Annotated in this window: 19 protein-coding genes; 9 read left to right on the top strand and 10 right to left on the bottom strand. The window is 40.4% G+C overall.

The features are described 5' to 3' along the window. Positions 1 to 68: 68 nt before the first annotated feature. The 7 genes from POV26_RS06485 to POV26_RS06455 form a co-directional block, all read right to left on the bottom strand. Positions 69 to 464: a hypothetical protein gene (locus POV26_RS06485; RefSeq protein WP_272855659.1), complete on the bottom strand. Its 396-nt coding sequence runs from the start codon at positions 462 to 464 to the stop codon at positions 69 to 71. Beyond that, complete coding sequence (locus POV26_RS06480) at positions 461 to 1,189, bottom strand: thioredoxin family protein (RefSeq protein WP_272855658.1); 729 nt, start codon at positions 1,187 to 1,189, stop codon at positions 461 to 463. The genes POV26_RS06485 and POV26_RS06480 overlap by 4 nt, the downstream gene beginning before the upstream one ends. A 98-nt stretch (positions 1,190 to 1,287) precedes the next feature. Beyond that, entirely contained in the window at positions 1,288 to 1,716 is a 429-nt protein-coding gene (locus tag POV26_RS06475; protein ID WP_272855657.1) for a hypothetical protein, read from the bottom strand. Between the two features lie 480 nt (positions 1,717 to 2,196). Further along, complete coding sequence (locus POV26_RS06470; protein WP_272855656.1) at positions 2,197 to 4,971, bottom strand: T9SS type A sorting domain-containing protein; 2,775 nt, start codon at positions 4,969 to 4,971, stop codon at positions 2,197 to 2,199. Between the two features lie 151 nt (positions 4,972 to 5,122). Continuing rightward, positions 5,123 to 5,749 (bottom strand): response regulator, encoded by a 627-nt coding sequence (locus tag POV26_RS06465; protein WP_272855655.1) that lies wholly within the window; start codon positions 5,747 to 5,749, stop codon positions 5,123 to 5,125. Continuing rightward, a complete protein-coding gene (locus tag POV26_RS06460) occupies positions 5,746 to 7,596 on the bottom strand; it encodes a tetratricopeptide repeat-containing sensor histidine kinase (protein WP_272855654.1) in 1,851 nt (616 codons plus the stop codon). The genes POV26_RS06465 and POV26_RS06460 overlap by 4 nt, the downstream gene beginning before the upstream one ends. Continuing rightward, positions 7,581 to 8,102 (bottom strand): hypothetical protein, encoded by a 522-nt coding sequence (locus POV26_RS06455; protein WP_272855653.1) that lies wholly within the window; start codon positions 8,100 to 8,102, stop codon positions 7,581 to 7,583. Before POV26_RS06455 ends, POV26_RS06460 begins: the two co-directional genes overlap by 16 nt. 602 nt (positions 8,103 to 8,704) lie before the next feature. Here POV26_RS06455 and POV26_RS06445 point away from each other — a divergent pair. Further along, the gene (locus tag POV26_RS06445; RefSeq protein ID WP_272855651.1) at positions 8,705 to 9,091 is read left to right on the top strand and encodes a nucleoside triphosphate pyrophosphohydrolase family protein; all 387 of its coding nucleotides are present in this window, start codon (positions 8,705 to 8,707) and stop codon (positions 9,089 to 9,091) included. 69 nt (positions 9,092 to 9,160) lie between these two features. Here POV26_RS06445 and POV26_RS06440 read toward each other — a convergent pair whose 3' ends face one another. Then, positions 9,161 to 10,231 (bottom strand): branched-chain amino acid aminotransferase, encoded by a 1,071-nt coding sequence (locus tag POV26_RS06440; protein WP_272855650.1) that lies wholly within the window; start codon positions 10,229 to 10,231, stop codon positions 9,161 to 9,163. Between the two features lie 112 nt (positions 10,232 to 10,343). Here POV26_RS06440 and POV26_RS06435 point away from each other — a divergent pair, with 112 nt between their 5' ends. The 3 genes from POV26_RS06435 (at position 10,344) to POV26_RS06425 (ending at position 12,640) form a co-directional block, all read left to right on the top strand. Continuing rightward, positions 10,344 to 10,859 carry a DUF4920 domain-containing protein gene (locus POV26_RS06435; RefSeq protein WP_272855825.1) on the top strand — a complete coding sequence of 172 codons (516 nt, stop codon included), beginning with the start codon at positions 10,344 to 10,346 and terminating at the stop codon, positions 10,857 to 10,859. Positions 10,860 to 10,865: 6 nt separating this feature from the next. Then, entirely contained in the window at positions 10,866 to 11,534 is a 669-nt protein-coding gene (mnmC2, locus tag POV26_RS06430) for a tRNA (5-methylaminomethyl-2-thiouridine)(34)-methyltransferase MnmC2 (protein WP_272855649.1), read from the top strand. A 197-nt stretch (positions 11,535 to 11,731) separates the two neighbouring features. Continuing rightward, positions 11,732 to 12,640, top strand: a complete 909-nt coding sequence (locus tag POV26_RS06425) for a TIGR01777 family oxidoreductase (protein ID WP_272855648.1) — start codon at positions 11,732 to 11,734, stop codon at positions 12,638 to 12,640. 66 nt (positions 12,641 to 12,706) lie between these two features. Here POV26_RS06425 and POV26_RS06420 read toward each other — a convergent pair whose 3' ends face one another. Next, on the bottom strand, positions 12,707 to 13,360 hold the full coding sequence (locus POV26_RS06420; protein WP_272855647.1) for a YceI family protein: 654 nt from the start codon (positions 13,358 to 13,360) through the stop codon (positions 12,707 to 12,709). A gap of 153 nt (positions 13,361 to 13,513) precedes the next feature. On the opposite strand from POV26_RS06420, the gene POV26_RS06415 reads away from it, so the two are divergent. Together POV26_RS06415 and dnaJ are read left to right on the top strand one after the other, a co-directional pair. Beyond that, a complete protein-coding gene (locus tag POV26_RS06415) occupies positions 13,514 to 14,065 on the top strand; it encodes a nucleotide exchange factor GrpE (RefSeq protein WP_272855824.1) in 552 nt (183 codons plus the stop codon). Between the two features lie 3 nt (positions 14,066 to 14,068). Then, positions 14,069 to 15,178 carry a molecular chaperone DnaJ gene (gene dnaJ, locus POV26_RS06410; protein ID WP_272855646.1) on the top strand — a complete coding sequence of 370 codons (1,110 nt, stop codon included), beginning with the start codon at positions 14,069 to 14,071 and terminating at the stop codon, positions 15,176 to 15,178. Between the two features lie 219 nt (positions 15,179 to 15,397). On the opposite strand, the gene POV26_RS06405 is transcribed toward dnaJ, so the two are convergent. Continuing rightward, positions 15,398 to 16,777, bottom strand: coding sequence for an MATE family efflux transporter (locus POV26_RS06405; protein WP_272855823.1), 1,380 nt, complete (start codon positions 16,775 to 16,777; stop codon positions 15,398 to 15,400). 518 nt (positions 16,778 to 17,295) lie between these two features. Here POV26_RS06405 and POV26_RS06400 point away from each other — a divergent pair. From POV26_RS06400 to POV26_RS06390, 3 genes are all read left to right on the top strand, one after another. Continuing rightward, entirely contained in the window at positions 17,296 to 17,448 is a 153-nt protein-coding gene (locus POV26_RS06400; protein ID WP_272855645.1) for a hypothetical protein, read from the top strand. After that, on the top strand, positions 17,432 to 20,539 hold the full coding sequence (locus POV26_RS06395; protein ID WP_272855644.1) for a hypothetical protein: 3,108 nt from the start codon (positions 17,432 to 17,434) through the stop codon (positions 20,537 to 20,539). Before POV26_RS06400 ends, POV26_RS06395 begins: the two co-directional genes overlap by 17 nt. Before the next feature lie 120 nt (positions 20,540 to 20,659). Continuing rightward, positions 20,660 to 21,010: a DUF2200 domain-containing protein gene (locus POV26_RS06390; protein ID WP_272855643.1), complete on the top strand. Its 351-nt coding sequence runs from the start codon at positions 20,660 to 20,662 to the stop codon at positions 21,008 to 21,010. Positions 21,011 to 21,058 lie beyond the last annotated feature (48 nt).

The raw sequence follows: 21,058 nt of genomic DNA, 5'->3' as shown, positions 1-21,058 counted from the left end.
CATTCGTTATTCATAAAAAAAACCTCCCAACAGGCTAATGTTTTGGGAGGTTTTTATGTGAAATGAAATTACTGGTCCAACCACGTATCTGAAATATAAATGCCTGTGCCTCCACGTTTTCTACATTCCCGAAACGCCACATTGCTCGCCCTGGAAAGCGAATCATATCCAGCAGCGATACCAACTACCCTTATGCCATAACTATTCGTTCCAACAGCCAAAGCGCCATAACCTTTACCATTGTAATTTAATATAAGCTGGGGATTTGTGGCTCCATAACGATATGCCTGGTTATAAGCACATTCTTTAACGTTTCCGTAGCCATAACAAAATCCTACTGCACCGGTTTGCGAACAATAATATGCAGCTGTTTGGGAAAAACAGAAAGAAGTTAGGGTAATGAATATTATAGTGAATGTTTTTTTTAGATTTTTCATGATTTTTAAATTTTGAAGATTTTTCAAAGTTTCTCAATAATATTATTGATCAATAAGGTTGTCGAACTGTAGTCCAAGTCATCTTTTATGGCAAGTTCAATGGCTCTTTTCGCCTGTTTCAAGGCCTTACTGTGCTCATTTGTTTTATACAACAAAGCAGCATAAGTATCCACATTATAATAATTCTCATTTAACTCAATAGAACGAATTGCCAGCTTAATGCATTTGGATAATACCTCCGGTTCGTTATGTTTTTGATACCCATGCCAAGCCAAACTATTAAGCGATTTCCAATTGTCCCATTTGGCTTGTATTTCTTCATCACTAAATTCATTTGGGGAATCGGAGGAATTTGAAGTGCTCACGCTATCTGGAATATATATATCAAAAGCATATTTTATTAGAAATATAAAATCTTCTTTTGAAATAGCACCTTCTTTTATAAATGCCACATTCCCTTCATTGAAAAAATAAAATGTGGGAATGGCCTCAATGTCCAAAGCATCGTCAGATTGGTTTTTATCAACATCCAATCTGTAAAAATCTATAAGACCCTTATATTCATTGGCCAGTTTGTCCAAAATGGGTTCCATTCTTTTGCAAGGCCCGCACCAAGTGGCGTAAAAATCAACAACAAACGGTTTATTGCTAGTTTCCAATATGCTTATAAAATCACTATCCGTGATGGTCTTTGCTTGTCCCAACATTAAAAATGGGACAAGATAAAAGGCGAGTTTAATTACTTTTTTCATGATCTTGTTTGTTTGGTTAATATTCAAATCTAAATTTTGTCTGAGCTCTAAAAATGGCCGTCGTAGGGAATTGCTTTAAGGGATATAACTCAAAATCTTTAGGTTTTCTTTAAAATGCCTGTGGATGTATAATGCCAGTCCGTGTTTATTCCTGAATTGTCTTTTTTATTGCTAACGTGGCGTATATGGGTAACAGACAGATTTTGGGAATTAATCCAGACAATGGAATATATTTGGGTTTCAGTCCATACCTGCCCTTTGTCCATCCATACGAAAGTGAGATGCTCTCCATAGCCCTTGCTTATTATCACTTCCTTTCCATAATATCCCCTTAAGTTGCCTTCATCATCTTCAACAGTGTCGTGCACATTGTTGTCTTCAATATAGAGCTTAAGTGTGAAGGTTTTACCCTCATTGGTAGTCATTTTTGCTGTCCATATACCGTCGAAATTGCGGGTCTGTGATAAACAATGAAACGGAGATACGATGGTTATTGCGAAACATATGATTGCGTAAACAGTTTTCATGATGGTATTTTTTAAGGTTAATTTTAGATATTTTTATATTCTGTGTCTATTTGAAGCTTCCGAATCATTTTTTTTCCAATGATTAAAACACGCTTTGAAACCTATTCCCGTGTTTGACATTTAATCATATTTCCGGTTTATGTTTTGATTTTCTTGATGTCAAATTTTATATTTCAATATTATCCAGAAATAAGGCACAAAAAAATACCCAATAAAGGGTATTTTTTTGAATATCAAGCGGTTATACGTGAAATAAAAAAAGGGCAGCTATAATGGAATAGTGCCCTTTTGTGAGAACAAAACCTCCTCAAGAATTGTCCTGTTTCAAAAGTAGGGTGGGGTGGGGGCAAAAAAAATACCCTGTGGGGGGTATTTTTGAACTGTTTTATTTCAAATTGAAAACCCCGTTAAAAGTGTACCTCAACGGGGTAATTTCAACCTCCCCAAAATTATAATCAAAATTTGAAGCTTTCTAAATCATTATTTCTGGATGAGTACCTTTTTGGTGATTTTTTCTTTAGCTGAGTATATCTCGATAAAATATAAACCGTTGGCCAAGCTTTCAGTTGAAATTGAATCCACGTTCTCGGATTTTATACTGAGTAATTTTCCAGTTTGGTCATAAATCCTAACTTCATTGATGGAAATATTCAAAGGATGTTCTATCATTACAATATCGGTAGCCGGATTCGGATATATTATTATTTGGGTTTCTATCGAAGACGCTACCACTCCCAAAAACTCTGAAATATATACTTTCGCATTGAAAACATTTTTCTTTCCATCCAGCTCGCTGGTTCCTGAAATTAATATGTTGGTCGCATCTTCTTGGGTAACGGAGGTTAGATGGATGGAATCATAACCAAAAGTACCTCTCAATATTCCGTTATTTGCGAAGGGAATATCCATTGCCCCGGTAATTCCGTTAAAGACCATGACCAATAGTTCATCCTCAGAATATCCCACCACTGCTATCCCTCCATTTGTCAGCTCTATAAGGTCTGTCAGTTCCGAGACTTCGTCGTTTGTGTTCAAAAAGATATAGGAATTGTTACCGAAGGACGGAACGGCATTCCCGCTACTATCATACTTTCTGATCTTGAGGATATGTTCGCCATTGTTGAAGGTTTTTCCGATAACTATGAATCCCCCGTCTGAAGTTTTCAGGACATCGGTTGCTTTATTTTCATTGGCATTTTCCATTTCGTCATAAGCCAGAAATGTTTCGTCCACCTCGCCATTGACATCAAATTTTTTGAGCATAAAGCGTTTTGTGGTTCCTTCGGTTTCCTCGCCGCAGATGTAGAACTGGCTATTATCGCCGTTTATGGATTTATTGGGAATAAATTCGGCTGTGGTCGTCAGTGGTCTTGGAGCAAAGATTATCCCGCCATTGCCAAAAGAGGCGTCCAAAATGCCAGCATCGGCACCATCGGCAAAGTAGCGCGCCATGGCCAGATTGCCATTGCTCTCGCCCACCACGAGTATTTTTTGGATGCCGTTATCGTTTTGGATTACAAAGGAAGTGGCTTTGTCATCACTGCCATTGTTGATGTCTGTTTGGAGGATTTGATCGGTATTCGAGCCATAGAAATTATTGTAGAAAAAGTCATTTGAATTTGCTTCTTTAAACCTTACCATGGCAAAATTATTATCATTGTTTTTTACAAATCCAACTCCTAAAACAACTTCGTCTGAAAATTGATTGGTTTCGGTTAGGTCAAAATATTTACCTGTGTCAGCGAGTTCAAGCTCTAAGTATTCCGTATCTAGTCTGCCAATATTGGAACCATTTTGGTGTACAAAGAGGGGGTTGACCATATAAACACTGGTTTTTTGGGTAAATGGTTCTTTTACCGTTCCTATCCACGGTTTATATGGAATATATGGATTCTCTATATTTGTATTAAGTATTTGTCCGGATCCTGTTATATAACCGTTGTCAAAGAGATTAACTCCATTGCTACCAAAGCTAGTGTCGAAATTTCCGTTATCAAATAATTGAATCATTGATAACTTTTCATAGTTATTACCGTCTAAACCTGACACGACACTATACCCAGCACAAATAAATTTACCATTTGGTTTTTGAAAACAATCTATAAGCCTGTCATCATTGGGTTCATTGTTTGGGGATATTTCAACTTCTACATTGCCGTTGTTTCCAAAAGAGGTATTGAGCCCAAATCCGCCATTTACAGTTTTACTTATCAAAAAATTTGAATAATAATCTCCAAACAATAAAAATTCATTATCGTTTATTTTTTTAAACCCTGGTTTTTGAGAAGGGTTTGCGGTGCGATAAAAATTTGTAAAAGAGTATACATTATTGGGATCATCCAGCGGAAAGGTCATAATATTATGGCCATCAAAAAGCATAAGGTTTGTATTGAGTTGTATAAAAACCCTTTCATAAAAGCGCCCTACAAATAACGCATCCCTATCATCTGCGGAGTTATCGATAAAAGTTCCAGAATCATTTACATATTGATAATATCCAGCATAAGGATATGTTATGCCTAAGATTAAATCTCCTTGAGCCCCACCAAAAATATCCTCAAAGAAACTGCTTGTAAAAGGATTTCTATCCATACTTGCTATATGTCCCAAAAAATTATCGGTTTGGCCATTATTCCCAAACCCTGTATCCACCGTACCATCGTTTTTTACCTTTACCAAAAATGAAAGGTCATTTGGATTTGGTGTCACAACATTTAATGGAATTTCAAAATCTCCCGTATTCGGGTCAATCGTTGGATTGGTGGGAATACGTAAATCTTGTTGTAAATAATCCAAATTAAAATAACCATTGTTTCCAAATGAAGTAATTAAAACGCCGTTAGCATTGTATCTTGAGAATCTCGGATAAAATTCCTGCGGTGTAGAATTTACAAGATTATGGACTAGAATATCGTGATTGGGGAATGTGTTTATAGTAGAATAGCCGGTGCCTGTTTCAAAAGGAAAACTTAAAACACCATTGTTAGCAAAAGATCTGTCTATGGCGCCATTATCATCATAACGTAGCACAATATTTTCATTTCCATAGTTAGCATTTAGCCTGCCACTTACCAACAAAAAGTTGTCCTGTAATGCCACATCTTCCGTGACAAAATTTGAATACCTAACGGGTCTAGACAAGATGCCGCCATTCCCAAAGGTGGTATTAAAAGTTCCCGGGGCCTGTCCAAAGCTTTGGACGATCGTTGTGATTAATGCAAAGGCAATAATACATGTTTTGTGTAGTGGTTTCATAAGTATTGATTTTAGTTATTTTGAATAAATTGATTGCTGTACGTTTGGAATCTTAAGTTTAGATAGCACATAGCTCAATATTATCCAGAAATAAGACACAAAAAAATACCCAATAAAGGGTATTTTAAAAATCTGTATATAAGGATGTTAGCTAAAAATCATACTTCCTATCCAGCGCATACCGCAACAGTTCCCCTTTGCCCGAAAGACCCAGCTTGTGTATCATATTCTTGCGGTGTTTTTCTACCGTGGAAACAGCGGTAAAACGCAATGCGGCTATTTCGCTGGTAGATTTTCCTTGGCCTATGTACCGCAATATTTCCCGCTCGCTTTTGGAAAGGATTGGTTTTTTTTCAGTGGTGGCCGCATCGGTATCCATAAAAGATAGATCTATGGCGCTGTCAAAAAAAGTATTGCCCTGCGCCACGGCTTTTATGGCATTCAGCACCTCTTCCAAAGGAGAGTTCTTTAGCAAATAGCCCGAAGCGCCCGCATCCACCATTTGTGCGATTGCTTCCTCTTGGTTGAACATGGTAAAAGCAATAATCCTTGTTTGCGGGAATTCCTTTTTAATAAGTTTCGCAACGGCAATACCGTCTATTTTGGGCATTTTTATATCGGTTAAAACTACTTGCGGCTGCTTTTTCCGCACAATATCCAAAAGGGCCTCGCCATCGTTGGCCATGCCCACGATGGAAATATCGTCCTCATATTTCAGCAATAGGTTTATGCCGTCCACGAGGCTTTGGTGGTCTTCGGCTATGGCTACGGTTATCATAAGGGTATGTCTATAATTATGGTTGTTCCTTTTCCTTTGGTGCTATCTACTTCCATACTGCCTTCAAGATGTTCCACCCGGCGCTCAATATTGGCCAGGCCCATCCCGTCTTTCGTATGTATTTTTTTTGTATCGAAACCTTGGCCATTGTCTTCCACAATAATGTTCAGTGCGTCTTTGTGCTGGGTTATGGAGATACTTGCTTCGGAAGCTTTTGCGTGTTTTATGATGTTGGTGACCAATTCCTGGATAATTCGGAAAATGGTAATTTCCATCGTGTTTTCCAGTCTTCCGTCCAGCCCAAAATCTTCAACTTCTACGACGAGTTTATTGGTTCCCGAAGCATTTTTCGCCAGTTTTTGCACTGCGGGCAATAGGCCGTTTTTGGCAATTACACCGCTGTTTTTTAGGTGTGCCATTTCGCGCACCTCGGTATAGGCTTGGGCCAACAGGTCTCCGGTCTTGGTGAACAGTTCGTCCATTTGTCCTATTTTTTCCTTGTTTTTTGCCAAATGGTCAAACTGTAGCTTTGCCGCCGCCAGGGTTGCGCCCACGCTATCGTGCAGGTCGCCGGCGAGGCGTTCGCGCTCTTTTTCCTGTCCGGAGATCATTGCGTCAATGGTTGTTAGTTCCTGCTCTTTTAATATTTTTTCGGTTTTTTGAATTTCTATTTCACGTTGCTGTTCGGCGATGCGCTGTTTGCGTCTTGTGTTTTTGAAAATTAAATAGGAAATTAAGCTAACCACAAATAGGAGGGCCGAAGCCCCAAGCCATAGATTGCGTTGTTGGATTTCTTTTTGCCTTAAATTGGTTTTTAAAGTTTTATTGTCAAAGTTTTCAATGATATTGGCAATACTTTTCTGATGTTCCTTTTCTTTCAAGCTATCAGACAGTTTGATTACTTTTTTAAGATTGTTATAGCCTTCCTCAAAATTGCCCAGGCCAGCGTTTACCTCGGCTAAATTTTCAGTAATCATAAGCTCGTTAAAAACCTTGTTCTTGGTTGTATTGTAATTTGCCGCTTTCAGCAAGTACATTCTTGCATTTGCATAATCCTTTTTTGAAGCGTAGGCCCGCCCAAGATTGTTGTACACATTCAGGTAGTTTTCAGTTTGTGCAAATGAAGGATTTGTTTCAATGAGTTGTAATTTCTTCTGATAATAAAAAATTGCGGAGTCTGAATTTTCAAGATTTGACTCATATAATGCGCCTATATTGCCATAGGTATTGAGGAGAAAACTACTGTCCCGCTGATTAAAGGTATATGCCATAACTCTTTTATAACTTGCAATGGCAGCCTCATTTTCATCGCGGAACAAATAATAATTTCCTTTTAGATAATCGTGTATAATTCTAAATCTATTGTTATTATATTCCGCTGCGGCTTTTTCAAGTTTTTGAAGGTAATCAAGTCTATAATGGTTATCTCCCACGTAGTCCCAAGATTGTGAAAGACCGCTAAGACTGTTAAGTATGGTTAAGGTATCTTTCAATTTTATTGCCTGGTCCAGCGCATTATAATGATATTTGTAGGCGAGTGAATCATTATCTGAAATTTTATGGTAATATGCTTTTAAGTATAAAAATCGCGGCAAAAGTTGTGGCAAAAACTGCTTTTTGCCTTCTACTTTTTTTAGGTAATAACCAATTGAATCTGTATTCCTGATTTTGCTGAAATAGACCAATGAGAAATATGATTTTAAAAAAGGGTCTTTCGTTCTATTAACTTTTGACTGGATAGCTTCAACTGGCGTGGTCTGGTCAAAATAATAATAGGTGGAATCCTCCTGTGCAAAACAGAAAAAACTGGAAAATGCAATTATAATAAGGGCTATCTGTCTATACATTTAACATCTGGTACACAGTCTTGCATTGGAGGATGGCCGGTAATTACTGAACCTTTTTTCTTCACACCTAGAATTTTTGGGTCCGTTCCTTTAGCGCATCTATCGAGGCTGCTGTTTATATCAAGATTTATTGTCAATTTTGAGCCGGAAGTTCGCTCCAAGCCCGTAAGTCTAACCTTAAGAATGTAATATTCTGGAGAGAAAGCGCCTCCCCTGGTTTCAAAATTGATAGTATTGCCATCCTGTTTGGTTAGGACAAGATATTGGCTCTTTGGAACGGGAATATAAAGTATGGCAGTTCCCGATTCTCGGTCATAGCACGATTCATCTTTTAAAACAGCACATTTTGCGTTGCAAATATCATGATCTATTTTTATTTGTTGAAGGTCTAAATCGTTAAAATCCGGTACAGCAAATTCTACCGTCCGCTCCCCAGTACTGCTATTGCAGGCAGAAAGTAATATTGCACAGAATATATTCAGAAAAACAATCTTTATTTTAAGCATGAGTGACAATTTTTGAATTAATGATGTTTTACCGTACAAATGTTTATTAAAAATCTGGCGGCTGAAATACCCGTTACAGGGTATATTTCAACAAGTTATGAAAGGAATAGAAGAATAAAAAATTGTATTATAAACAATTTTTATGTATGTAGCAGAATGTTTATCAGTGCTTTAGCAGGCCTTTGAGGAGCAATAGCAACCCCACAAAAACCAAAAACCCCACCAAAACCCATAGACTCCCTTTGTATTGCTTTTTATGAAGTTTCTTATCGCCCCGATAGCTATAAATCAAGACACCTACAAAGACAACAAAAAATAAAACAGCAAAAATCAATTGGCCGGGAGTGAACATAAATTTGTAATTTTAAGGCTGTAAAAATAGAGATTTACTTGCAAACAGGACACAGGATTGGAAGGATTCAAGAAACGGGACCGAAAGGAAACAGGAAACAGGAATCCGTACGGAAGGGAAGCAGGACGAAAGGCTTGTCCGCCATAGGTGGAAAAACGGAACTTTAAATGAATCAAGACAAATTTTTGAAATTATCACTCCTCGTCCTGTTTCCCGGCTCCCTTTAGTCCTGATTCAAAAAAAACAAAATATGAAAAACAAAATAGCTGCAGTCTCCGAATTCCACAAGGCATTTGGTTTGGGAAGGAACGAAACCCCAACCGCCGATCTCGGAATAAAGAAAAACCTATTGCGATACGAATTGATGCGCGAGGAAAACGAGGAATACCTGGAAGCTGCCAACAATAATGATTTGGTTGAAGTAGCGGATGCTTTGGGCGATATGCTCTATATTCTTTGCGGAACTATTATAGAACACGGCATGCAGCATAAAATTGAGGAAGTTTTTAACGAAATCCAACGCAGCAATATGAGCAAGCTCGGCGATGACGGAAAACCTATTTACCGCGAGGACGGCAAGGTCTTAAAAGGCCCCAATTACTTCAAACCGAATATTGGGGAAATCCTTGAAAAATAAAATTCCAAATTTCAAAAAGCTGAGTTTTTGGAATTCGGAATTTTAAGATTTGGAATTTAAGTGTTGTTTTTACAAAACCTCATATCTCCACCCAAACGGATCCTCGCCGCGGTTGTACTGTATGTCCATCAATTCCTTTTTGAACCGGGCGGCATATCCGTCTTCCTGTTTTTCAAGATCGTAAACCGTTTCTTTATAGCTAAAGGCACTCACGGGACTGATTACCGCTGCCGTTCCTGCGCCAAAGATTTCCTTTAGGCTGCCGTTCTTCGCCGCCTCCACAATTTCAGAAACCAAAACGGGCCTTTCTTCTACAGCAACATTGTCCCTTTTTGCGAGGGCTATCACACTTTTTCGGGTAACCCCATCCAAAATCCGGTCGCTTATTGGTGCCGTTAAAAGTGTGTCGTTCACACGGAAAAACACATTCATGGTTCCGGCTTCCTCTAAATATTCGTGTTTGCTGGCATCGGTCCAAATAACCTGTTGAAATCCTTTTTCGCGTGCCAAATTTGTCGGGAAAAACTGCGCCCCGTAATTTCCGGCGGCCTTTGCGGCACCCACACCGCCATTGGCAGATCGGCTGTAATGCTCGGCAATCACTACCTTAACATCGCCGGTATAGTAAGCCTGCGCGGGCGACATCAAGATCATAAACTTATATTCGGTGGAAGGCGATGCCGAAACACCCACTTGGGTCGCCATCACGAAAGGACGGATGTAAAGCGAATTTCCCAGGCCGGGCTTTACCCATTCCCTGTCCATTTTAACCAAGGTGGTCAACGCCTCAAAGAAAATATCCTTCGGAAACTCGGGGATCGCCATTCGGGTTGACGATTTGTTTATTCGTTTAAAATTTTCCTCAGGTCTAAAAAGCCACACTTTCCCGTTGTCATCTTTATAGGCTTTCATTCCCTCAAAAACTGCCTGCCCATAGTGAAAAACCTTTGCGGCTGGTGAAATTGTAAGCGGGCCATACGGCCTAATGGTCGGGTTTTGCCACGCACCATCTTTATAATCGCACTCAAACATATGGTCGCTAAAAGTGCTTCCGAAGGTTAAGTTGCTAAAATCTACTTGTCCAATTTTAGAGGTTTCAATTTTTTGGATGGCGAGTTTTTGTGTGGCTGAAGAATTCATGAAAGGAAATGTTTATTTGGTAAAAATAGGTAAAATTTAGGCCATATAAAATTCAAAAAATCATTAAAATTGCAACACAGTATCAATCAATTAATTATTAAACTTTTTTATGATGAAAAAAATTCTGTTCCTATTCGCATTAGCATTTGCAATCTTAGGTTGTAAAAACGAGAAAACTGAAGAAATACCTGCGGTGGAAGCTGAGGAGATTGCAATAAACTATCAAACCTTTGGCGACAAGATTACCGATGAAAACGTTTTGACGAAAGCCGAAATGATGGATAAATACAAAAACCTAAAGCCCGGCGATACCATAAATGCGAAATTTGCAGCAACCGTAAAGGATGTTTGTCAGAAAAAAGGCTGTTGGATGAACCTTGAAATGGGAGAGCAAGAGGCGATGGTCCGTTTTAAAGACTATGGTTTCTTTATGCCGAAAGACATTGCCGGACAGGAAATAATCGTAAACGGGAAGGCATACGTTGAAGAGATGAGCGTGGAAGACCAGCGCCATTATGCAGAGGACGGTGGAAAGTCTGCTGAAGAGATTGCCGCGATCACCGAACCAAAACGCACGCTAGCTTTTGAAGCCGACGGGGTACTTATTCCCGAAGTGGAAAAACAATAATTTTTTTTGAAAAGAACGCTATTTAAAACGGGCGACGGCTCTTATACCCTGCACATCCCGGAGTGGGACGAACAATACCATTCCAAGCACGGGGCAATAGCCGAAGCCCTTCACGTTTTTATAAAGGAAGGGCTCTATCACTGGTTTTCTGAAAATTTGGCGACAACCGTTTCAATGCTCGAAATAGGTTTCGGGACCGGATTGAATGCCTTTCTTACTTATTTGGAAACAGAAAAAAATTCCTTTACAGTACATTACACCGGGGTAGAGGCATATCCGTTGGAATTAGCCGAAGTTGAAAAGCTCAACTATCCTTCACTTTTAAATGCTTCGGAAGAAATATTCTTACAGATGCACCGCGCACCTTGGGAAGAAATTTATGGCATTTCCGAAAAATTTCACCTTAAAAAACAACGGCAATTCTTTTCTGAAATATCTTCTGAAAATTGCTTTAACCTTATCTATTTTGATGCTTTCGGAATCCGCGTACAGCCTGAACTTTGGACCGAGGAAATTTTTGGCAAAATGTACACAGCCTTAAAACCCAACGGCGTGTTGGTAACCTATGCCGCCAACGGAAATGCCCGCCGTGCCATGCAGGCCGTTGGCTTTAAAGTAGAGCGTCTTCCGGGCCCTCCCGGGAAAAAGGAAATGCTGAGGGCGACCAAAAAATAAGGAACGACGTGGCTAAAGTGGATGTTTGCAAATCCCAAATCCCAAATCCCAAATCCCAAATCCCAAACCTGCCTGTCGTGCCTCTGGCAGGCAGGTTCCAAATCTCAAATTCCAAATTACCGGATAAAAATCCCTCAATTCATAATCTTCCGTTAAGGGGCTTTGCTAATTCTGTTTGAATCTCTACATTTAGAATTATGATTAAAAAAGTGTTGATAACAGGGGCTACAGGGCTTATTGGCAGTGAATTGGTTAGGCAATGTCACACTGAGGGAATTGCGGTCAATTACCTCACGACCCGCAAGGAAAAAATTGAGGATTCCGAAAATTATAAAGGATTTTATTGGAACCCCAAAAAAGGAGAGATTGACACTAAAGCCTTTGAAGGCGCAACTGCGATAATAAACTTAGTGGGTGCAACCATTTCAAAATGTTGGACCAAACAGCATAAAAAGGCCATTCTGGACAGCAGGGTTGAAACCATAAACCTTCTTCATAAAACCTTGCAAAAAGTGGATCACAATATTGTGCATTTTATTTCAGCCAGCGGCGTGAGCATCTATCCAAATTCAAAAACAAAATTATACACTGAGGAAGATACCGAAGTGGACGACACATTTTTGGCTAAAGTTGTGGTGGCCTGGGAAGCGGCGGCGGCAAAATTCAAAAATTCGGGTATGGAGGTAAGCAAGGTACGCACGGGGATGGTTTTGGCAAAGGAAGAAGGCGCTCTGCCCAAAATGATAAAACCCATTAAACTCGGCCTTGGCGCCCCTTTGGGAAGCGGGGACCAATGGCAATCCTGGATTCATATTGAGGATATTGCGGGCATTTATCTTTTTCTCCTCAAAAATCAATTGGAGGGAAAATACAATGCCGTGGCGCCAAACCCTGTTCAAAATAAAAAAATGACAAAAATGATTGCCTCAAAGTTGGACAATCTGCTTTGGCTGCCCAATATTCCGGCTTTTGCCTTAAAACTTTTATTGGGCGAAATGTCCGTTCTGGTCTTGGAAGGACAATTGGTCAGTTCCCAAAAAATAGAGCAGTTGGGCTACCAGTTTAAATTTTACAATCTGGAAAGTGCATTGCAGGATTTACTATAAAAAAAAAGAGAAGCAACTTTGCCTCTCTTTTTCATTTGGAGTTTTAACTGCCCCAAGATAATTTACTTACGCTTTTGTAGCGACCAAGGAAACTGTAATTTTTATAGCATCATTGATAAACTTATCGCCTAAGCTGGGAAATACAGATTTTGAACCGAAGTTAACGCCCCATTTAGTCCGGTCAATTTCAAAAGTTTCGCTTTTCAGCATCATTTTGTCGCCTTCCATAGTTACGGTTGCGGGAAATTCAATAGCATTGGTTTTGTCTTTTATGGTCAAGTTTCCTTTAACCACATTGTTTTCAATGCCTGTCATTTCAAATTTTGCGGTTGGGTATTCCTTCACATTGAAAAAATCTCCTTCTTTGCCCTCGGCGGTTCCTTTTAAGTGCGCCTCCAATTTAGCTTTGTCATCACCTTCCATATCCAAATCGTTGATCGTATTCATGTCGATCACGAAATTTCCGGCCTCAACGTTTCCGTTGTTTAGGTGTATCGTTCCCGAAGAAAGGCTTATCGTACCGTTGTGTTTTCCGGTAGGTTTTGCACCTTCCCACATAATTTGTGATGCGGCCGTATCTACGGTATATTCGGTTGCCATCTCGGTAGCTTCTGCAGCTGTTTCGGTCATGGCTTCAGCTTCTTTTTCAGTGTTTTTGCAAGAAAAGGCACCTACTGTAATAAAAGCCATTAAAGTAATTTTCAAAAATGTTGATTTCATAGTTATTGTTTTTGTTTCGAGTTGCAAAAATATACTTTAAGCCGAGGTTTTTTCTTAAAGTAATATTAAATTAAAAGCTGTGACATTTTGACATTTTATAAGAAATGGCAGTACTTTTGCTCCCTTCAGAAAAAATTGAAAGAAAAGGCCATTATGAGCAAAAACGATAAATTCAAAGAAACCGACCGCGAAGAAGAGGTAGGCTTTGACGATGTAGAAATAAACGAGCAGGAAATTGCTGAAGAAAACGTAACCAACGTCCTTTCTGAATTACAAAACGAGTTTGAGCGCGAAAAAGACCGTTATTTACGCCTTTTTGCTGAATTTGAAAACTATAAAAAGCGCACCTCGCGCGAACGTGTCGAAATGTTCAAAACCGCAGGGGAAGACATCATGGTTTCATTGTTGCCAATTTTGGATGACTTTGAACGCGCATTGAAGGAAATTGAAAAAATGGAGGATGACCATCACTTTAAAGGTGTGGAGATCATCAACAACAAACTGCGCGAAACCCTGAAAACAAAGGGCTTGCAGTTAATGGATGTGAAACCCGGCGATACCTTTGATGCAGATTCGCATGAAGCCATAACCCAAATTCCCGCCCCCGAAGCAAAGCTGAAAGGTAAAATTATAGATGTGGTAGAAAAGGGATATACTTTGGGCGACAAGATAATCCGCTATCCAAAAGTGGTTATAGGACAATAAAATATGAAGGAAGATTATTACGAAATTTTAGAAATTTCAAAGAGCGCCTCGGCGGCCGAAATAAAAAAGGCGTACCGAAAAAAGGCATTGCAATATCATCCCGATAAAAACCCGGGCGACCACGAAGCAGAGGCCATGTTCAAAAAGGCAGCGGAAGCTTATGAAGTGCTCAGCGACCCCAACAAGCGTTCCCGATACGACCAATTTGGTCATCGTGCTTTTGATGGCGGCGGTTTTGGCGGAGGCGGCATGAATATGGAAGACATCTTCAGCCAGTTTGGGGATATTTTCGGGGGTGCCTTCGGCGGTGGTTTTGGTGGAGGCTTTGGCGGTGGCGGCCGCAGGACCGTTAAGGGAAGCAACCTGCGTATCCGCGTGCAGCTTACTTTGGAAGAAATAGCCAACGGAGTTGAGAAAAAGATAAAAGTTAAACGCAAAAAACTCGCCCAGGGTACCACTTACAAAACTTGTTCTACTTGTAACGGGCACGGCCAAGTAACCCGAATCCAAAACACTATTTTGGGCCGAATGCAAACCTCTGCCACCTGTAGTGCTTGTGGCGGGTTAGGCCAAATTGTTGATTCAAAACCTGCAAATGCGGATGCCGAAGGAATGTTGGTTACGGAAGAAACGGTTTCAATCAAAATACCCGCTGGCGTTGTGGACGGCATGCAGCTGAAAGTTTCAGGCAAAGGAAACGATGCGCCCGGCAATGGAATTGCGGGAGACCTCTTGGTGGCCATTGAAGAAAAACCGCACCCTACACTTCAGCGCGAGGGCGACAACCTGCATTATGATTTATACATAAGCTTTTCCGAGGCTGCCTTGGGCACTTCCAAAGAGATAGAAACCGTTACCGGAAAGGTCCGTATTAAAATCGATAACGGCGCACAGAGCGGAAAAATATTAAGACTTCGCAATAAAGGGATACCGAGCATCAACGGTTATGGAACTGGGGATTTGCTGGTTCACGTAAATGTTTGGACCCCAAAATCCCTTTCAAAGGAACAAAAGAAATTCTTTGAAAAAATGAGCGATGATGCCCATTTTCAACCTAAACCCGAAAAAGAGGACAAATCGTTTTTTGAAAAAGTGAAAGATATGTTCTCTTAAGCAAACGTTAAATTAATTTTTTTGCATATATTTGAAATGTCGCTTCGTTTTAGAAGTGATAATTTTTCTTTTTCATAGCAATTTTTTTTCCCACCCAAGAATTCATTTTTTGGGTGGGTTTTGTTTTATCCCAACCCCTAAAGAGAAAATACCACGAACCCCGGCCCTAAAGAAACATTACAGGATATTTGATTTTTTTATTTTCGCATCCGCCATCCGTCACCCAGCGCCCAGCCGTATCAATTTCTTCGAAAGATAATTAAATCTGATGAATAACATAATGCCGCTTGCCGAAAGCCCTGCCAGCAACCCAATCCAAATGCCAATACTTTCCAAGGAAGTTTCCATACTTAGGTAATACGAAATTGGGAAGCCAATAATCCAATAGGCAATAAAGGTAATGACCGTTGGGATTTTTACATCCTGCATTCCGCGTAGGGCGCCAAGTGCCACCACTTGTAAGGCATCGGTAAACTGAAAGATGGCTGCAATAATCAACAATTGGGCGGCTATGGTTACCACTTCCACATTATCGGCAAAGTCGGCTACGCTGTCATAGTCCAGGAATATCTTCGGCAGGGATTCATTAAAGAGAATAAAGAAAACCGCAAAAACGAGTGCCAAAATAGAAGTGAGCAACCCGATGGAAATAGCCACCCGCCGCAGTTCCCTAAAATTCCTCAAGCCTTTTTGGTTGCCCACCCGAATCATCGCGGCCACGCTAAAGCCCATCGCCACCATAAAGGTCATACTGGCCAGATTCAAGGCAATTTGGTTTGCCGCCTGCGGGTTCTTCCCCAAGATTCCCGAAAGCCATACCGCCGAAGTAAAAATACCCACCTCAAAAAACATCTGCATAGCCGAAGGAAAGCCGAGGTTCAGCAGTTTCTTCAACATCGCTTTGCTGAGGGTAAAGATTTTTATATTCGTAACAAAATAGCGCGATTTTTCCTTTCGACTCAAGAGATACCACAGATAGCCCACCATCACCACGCGGGATACCAACGTACCGATGGCCGCACCGACCACCCCCAGTTCGGGCGCGCCAAACTTTCCGAAGATAAACATATAGTTGAGCAGCACATTTACCAAGTTGGCCACAATGGTAGCATACATCGGGAAACGCGTCATCGATAGGCCATCGCTAAACTGCTTAAACCCCTGAAAAATAATCAAGGGCACCAACGATGCCGCAACCAAAGTAAGATAAGGCATCGCCAAATCGACCACCTCGGGCGGCTGCTTCATTACGTACATCAACGGTTTGGCGAACATTACCACTGCAAAGAGCGCAAGCCCCAAAACAATACATAAAAACAGCCCGTGTTTAAAGGAAGATTTTCCCCTTTCGCGGTTTCCCGCCCCATCGGCCTCTGCCACCAAAGGCGTGATGGCGGTTGAAAACCCTACCCCCAAACTCATGGCCACAAACATAAAACTGTTCCCCAATGAAACGGCGGCAAGTTCGGCACTACCAAGCTGCCCCACCATAATATTGTCCACCAGCGCCACCACTTGATGCCCGAGCATTCCCAAAATTACGGGCGTGGCCAGTTTGGTGTTGTACTTAAATTCTTTGGTATAGTCGGAAAGCGCCAAGACGGAAAAAATTTTGCGCAAAGATAGTAGTTGTGTTTTTTAGAATAGCTTTGTATTTTATTAAAAAAGTTAAGAGTTAAGAGTTAAGAGTTAAGCGTTAGTGTTATTTGGTTTTAACCTATTACTCTTAATGCAGAATAAAGAAGGGTTCTGGCCCGCGGCTGTATAAAGGGCACAGCTAGCGCACGCCTGCCTGCTGCAGGCAGGTTTATAACGTGTGCCCGCAAACTAACACTAAAACCAAACTAACGGCAGTCTTGCCAAGGACCAAGTTCGCATTGCAAACGCACACCAGCAATCGAGTTTACCTAAATAATTCCATCTTTTTTTAAAAATATATCCGCTCCCGCCCATAGCAGTAAGTCCTAAAAAACCCAAACAATACACATTTGAAATAACATAGACCCAACACCCTAAATGCCTGACCGTTTGCGTTTTGGCAACTATTTTTTCGTATCTTCGAGACTAGTACTCCTGCCATAAGTTTTCCTCTGCTTTGGTCCTAAATATTTTACATTATGAAATGCCCATTAACAAAATGTAAACCTCCCGATAGCTATCTGGACGAAGATTTCCCCATAACTATCGGGATGGGCATACCATCGCTTGTGCTGGGCGAAGTCGAAGTATCCTATTTCTTAAATATTTATACAGATGAAAAATTGGCTTGAAAAAAAGATAAACTACTGGATTGTAGGCTGGGTGGTTCTTTCCCTGCTTTTGATTATCATCAATGCTGCCTTTCGCATCAATAGCTATATTGAAATGCCGCAGCATGCGCATTTTGATAACTTTGAAGCAGTAAACGCACTAATCTTCAGTCCTGAAAATTCCGATAAATTAATTTTCTACCACGCTTTCTTCATTCTTGATATTATATGGGCCGCCCATTTGTTAATTATCATCGCCTATTTGATACGCAATCTGTTCAAGGACAACTTTATACGATGGAAGAAGCTTAAAATTAAGATTACTATACAGCAAGCATTTCTCTTCTTTGCCATATTGGCATTGCTTACGGATGTTTTGGAAGGCTTTGGCTACGAATTTAAAGGGGTCCGGGACTTTATCAATTTAAAATATATCACTCCGGTAAAGGTCACCCTTTACGCAATCTGTTTTATGTTTTTGATGTATTGGTTTCTAAAAACCATTTTTTTACCGCACGTCAAAACCTTGATCCGGTTTATACAAACGGCTTTATTGAGCATTCTTTTTATCATTGTCATCTATGTGATGGTAACGTTTATGGAGCAAGGCGGCACGCTTATAGTCGATCTTTTTTACCGGCCCTTGAACGTTGTGATCCTATTCTTTTTGCTCAGTTTTTTGGCGCTGGTGCTTTCACACTTTCCGGTGTACAATGATATTTGGCTTTACGGGAACAGAGATTGTGTGAGCCTTGAAATGCCAAAAAACAAAAGAAGTTGGCTTGGTCTCAATATAATCTATTTTGATACCAGCAGGACAAAACCAGGTTCGTCCACAACTTTTGACAATGAATATGTAAAAAATCTTCGCCGCAGTTTGGGAGTCCTTATTTATATTGCCATGTTCCAAATTTTCTTGTTGATGATTCCCAGATATTTTGAGGTGCATTTTAACCCCTCGTATATTTCGGCTTTCTTACTTCTTATTACCCTAATCGTTTACAATTCTTTGGGAAAGCGCTACAACCAATGGAAAAAAGATTTGAAAGAAGGAAATGAAGCAACCCAAAGGAAAACCGTTGAGTATATTATTAAATATGTGCGCAGGTTTCCTCGCTATTATCTGGCCTGTGTGCTCATGGTCCTGATTACTTCCGTTTTGGTCGCCATTTTTAAATGGGACCGCATCCCCTTCATTGCATTTCTCATCACCTTGGGTTGCCAAATGTACCTTTATGTATATTTCAAAATATGCCGCACCTATTTTAAGTATGTGTTTTTTTCAGAAGAGCTTTACAAGGAAAAAACAGCCATGTTTAAAGAGGAAACCTTAGATCAATTTGACAAATACGGCGCCGTTAAAACACAAAAAATTCCGAAGTATTTGGAATATTTCGCAAAACTGAGCGATAACGTTTTCTATTTGAATTTTATGCGGTACAGCGGAATACTTTCCTTAATAGGCCTGTTGCTTGCCAATAGCTTTTTTTTCATCGCCAGCTGGTTCAGCCCCTTGGTTATTATTTGTCTTTATATCATTGTTATTTATTCCATAGTCATAATCTTATTCAAGCATATACTATATTATCATCGGCTGGAAGGGCCGAAAACGGGAAAGAACTTTTATAAATACTGGCTGCCGTTACTCATCATTTTTTTCATTTCTGGAGCTATATATATGACTTCCTTTGAAAATGACCTGCACGAACTCACAGAGGTTAAAACCCGCAACCCGGTGGATTTTGGGGAATTTATGAGAAATGAAACCGCTAATTCCTATAAAAAGGACAATTATTTTTTTGTGGGTTCCTATGGTGGCGGATTAAAGGCCAATCTATGGAATTTATTGTTGTTTAACCAACTGGATTCGTTGAGTAATGGTGAATTTTTCAACCGCAGTATTGTGCTATCGGGCGTTTCCGGTGGTGCGGTGGGCATAGGCAATTATGCCTCGCTGCGCAATTATCACGACCCGAAGGAACCCTTAAATCCTGAAATATTTAAAATAGGCACTTCCAATGTGCTATCCAATGAACTCACCTACCTATTGGGGCGGGATCTGATTCGCGAATACCTCCCGTTCTTCAATTACCACGGCAAGGATCGCTCCTATAAAAGCATGGAATTGCACGCCATAAACACCGGAATGCCTTTAGATGCCTTCCATAACGAAAGCTATCTGGATGTATGGCGCAATCTGTATGAAAAACGGGGGCGTAAGTTTCCGGCGCTTATAATGAATTCCACCTCGGTAGCCGGAAGGCAGGGCGTAGTTTCAACGGTCCAGTTTCCCGACAGTACTTTTGCGGGGGCAGATAATCTTTCCATTTTTAAAAATGGCCCCGATTTGGTAGCGCTCACTTATTATGGGGCGGTATCGACTACCAATCGTTTTCCACTGTTCAGTCCCACGGCCAAAATACGCCAAAAAGGAAATTATTTAGATGGCGGTTATTTTGAAAACAGCGGCATGCTCAGCGCAATGGAGGTGTATGACGCCATTGAACGCGAAGCGGAGTTTAACCAAAAAGTGCAGCCTATTTTTATCAATATTATCAATTCGGGAGATTTTTATATCAGGCAGAAGCTGTTTCAATGGCAATTTTCTTCAAAGACTGTCAAGGAGTCTGGGGAATTCGCATCCATCATCGAAACCGTTGTTTCCATTGACAAGCTTCCGGGCTATATTTATGAAAAGATCAAAAATAGAGGGTTTGCCGTCGTTCCGGTAATGATGCCCCATAAAATGAGCTATGAAAAAGTGCGTGCAATTCTAAAAGCCGATGTGGACAACCCTTTGGCACTTATGGACAGCATCCGAAAAAACAACGAAGCCATTGATAAAGCACTTAAAACCTATAAACCCTATAAATTTGAAAAGTGGGGCGTGGTGGAGCCTCCGTTGGCGCGCTTGTTGAGCGAACCCGCCGTGCAATACCAAGAGGCTATGGTCCACAAACATCCCGAAGTACAAAAAACCCTAATGCGTATCCTCGATTTCATAAAGACCGATACCGTGGTTACCAATAAAAACCAATACCAGCTGCACAGGCCCGTTTCAAAATATAAGTTTGAAAAAAACAATACAGCAGACTCCCTAAAGGTCAACTAAATTTTAAAGAGCAAATCATTAAATACGGCCATTATTTCTCGCTTGCGCTATTTTGGGTCGTTTCAAAAAGATTACCTAAAAAACCGGAAAAATGTAAATTTGTATTTCTGCTAAATCACGATGAAAAACGAAAGAATCTATAAAATGCCCTTCGCAAGTGTCTATCCGCACTACATAACCAAAGCCGAAAAAAAAGGCCACACCAAGCATGAAGTAGATGCCATAATTTGTTGGTTAACGGGCTATGACCAAAAAGGCTTGCAGAAACAAATAGACAACAAAAGCAGCTTTGAAACGTTTTTTGCCGAAGCTCCACAACTAAACCCCAACGCTTCAAAAATCACGGGCGTAATCTGCGGCTACCGAGTGGAAGAAATAGAAGAGCCCCTAATGCAAAAAATCCGTTATATGGATAAGTTGATAGACGAATTGGCAAAAGGCAAGAAGATGGAAAAGATTTTAAGGCAATAGCAAGAAAAAAGAGCGGCTTTATTCCACTATCTTTACCTGTCTAAAGCC

It is taken from the genome of Aequorivita todarodis (assembly GCF_028561335.1).
GTDB classification, from domain to species: domain Bacteria; phylum Bacteroidota; class Bacteroidia; order Flavobacteriales; family Flavobacteriaceae; genus Aequorivita; species Aequorivita todarodis.
This window is presented reverse-complemented; position numbering and strand designations above follow the sequence as displayed.

What these genes read in the sequence shown, in the direction of transcription:
- POV26_RS06480 (WP_272855658.1), bottom strand. Translation starts at nt 1,189, where the DNA reads ATGAAAAAAGTAATTAAACTCGCCTTTTATCTTGTCCCATTTTTAATG.
- dnaJ (WP_272855646.1), top strand. Translation starts at nt 14,069, where the DNA reads ATGAAGGAAGATTATTACGAAATTTTAGAAATTTCAAAGAGCGCCTCG.
- POV26_RS06435 (WP_272855825.1), top strand. Translation starts at nt 10,344, where the DNA reads ATGAAAAAAATTCTGTTCCTATTCGCATTAGCATTTGCAATCTTAGGT.
- POV26_RS06400 (WP_272855645.1), top strand. Translation starts at nt 17,296, where the DNA reads ATGAAATGCCCATTAACAAAATGTAAACCTCCCGATAGCTATCTGGAC.
- POV26_RS06465 (WP_272855655.1), bottom strand. Translation starts at nt 5,749, where the DNA reads ATGATAACCGTAGCCATAGCCGAAGACCACCAAAGCCTCGTGGACGGC.
- POV26_RS06395 (WP_272855644.1), top strand. Translation starts at nt 17,432, where the DNA reads ATGAAAAATTGGCTTGAAAAAAAGATAAACTACTGGATTGTAGGCTGG.
- POV26_RS06445 (WP_272855651.1), top strand. Translation starts at nt 8,705, where the DNA reads ATGAAAAACAAAATAGCTGCAGTCTCCGAATTCCACAAGGCATTTGGT.
- POV26_RS06460 (WP_272855654.1), bottom strand. Translation starts at nt 7,596, where the DNA reads ATGTATAGACAGATAGCCCTTATTATAATTGCATTTTCCAGTTTTTTC.
- POV26_RS06415 (WP_272855824.1), top strand. Translation starts at nt 13,514, where the DNA reads ATGAGCAAAAACGATAAATTCAAAGAAACCGACCGCGAAGAAGAGGTA.
- POV26_RS06390 (WP_272855643.1), top strand. Translation starts at nt 20,660, where the DNA reads ATGAAAAACGAAAGAATCTATAAAATGCCCTTCGCAAGTGTCTATCCG.
- POV26_RS06420 (WP_272855647.1), bottom strand. Translation starts at nt 13,360, where the DNA reads ATGAAATCAACATTTTTGAAAATTACTTTAATGGCTTTTATTACAGTA.
- POV26_RS06455 (WP_272855653.1), bottom strand. Translation starts at nt 8,102, where the DNA reads ATGCTTAAAATAAAGATTGTTTTTCTGAATATATTCTGTGCAATATTA.
- POV26_RS06425 (WP_272855648.1), top strand. Translation starts at nt 11,732, where the DNA reads ATGATTAAAAAAGTGTTGATAACAGGGGCTACAGGGCTTATTGGCAGT.
- POV26_RS06475 (WP_272855657.1), bottom strand. Translation starts at nt 1,716, where the DNA reads ATGAAAACTGTTTACGCAATCATATGTTTCGCAATAACCATCGTATCT.
- POV26_RS06440 (WP_272855650.1), bottom strand. Translation starts at nt 10,231, where the DNA reads ATGAATTCTTCAGCCACACAAAAACTCGCCATCCAAAAAATTGAAACC.
- POV26_RS06470 (WP_272855656.1), bottom strand. Translation starts at nt 4,971, where the DNA reads ATGAAACCACTACACAAAACATGTATTATTGCCTTTGCATTAATCACA.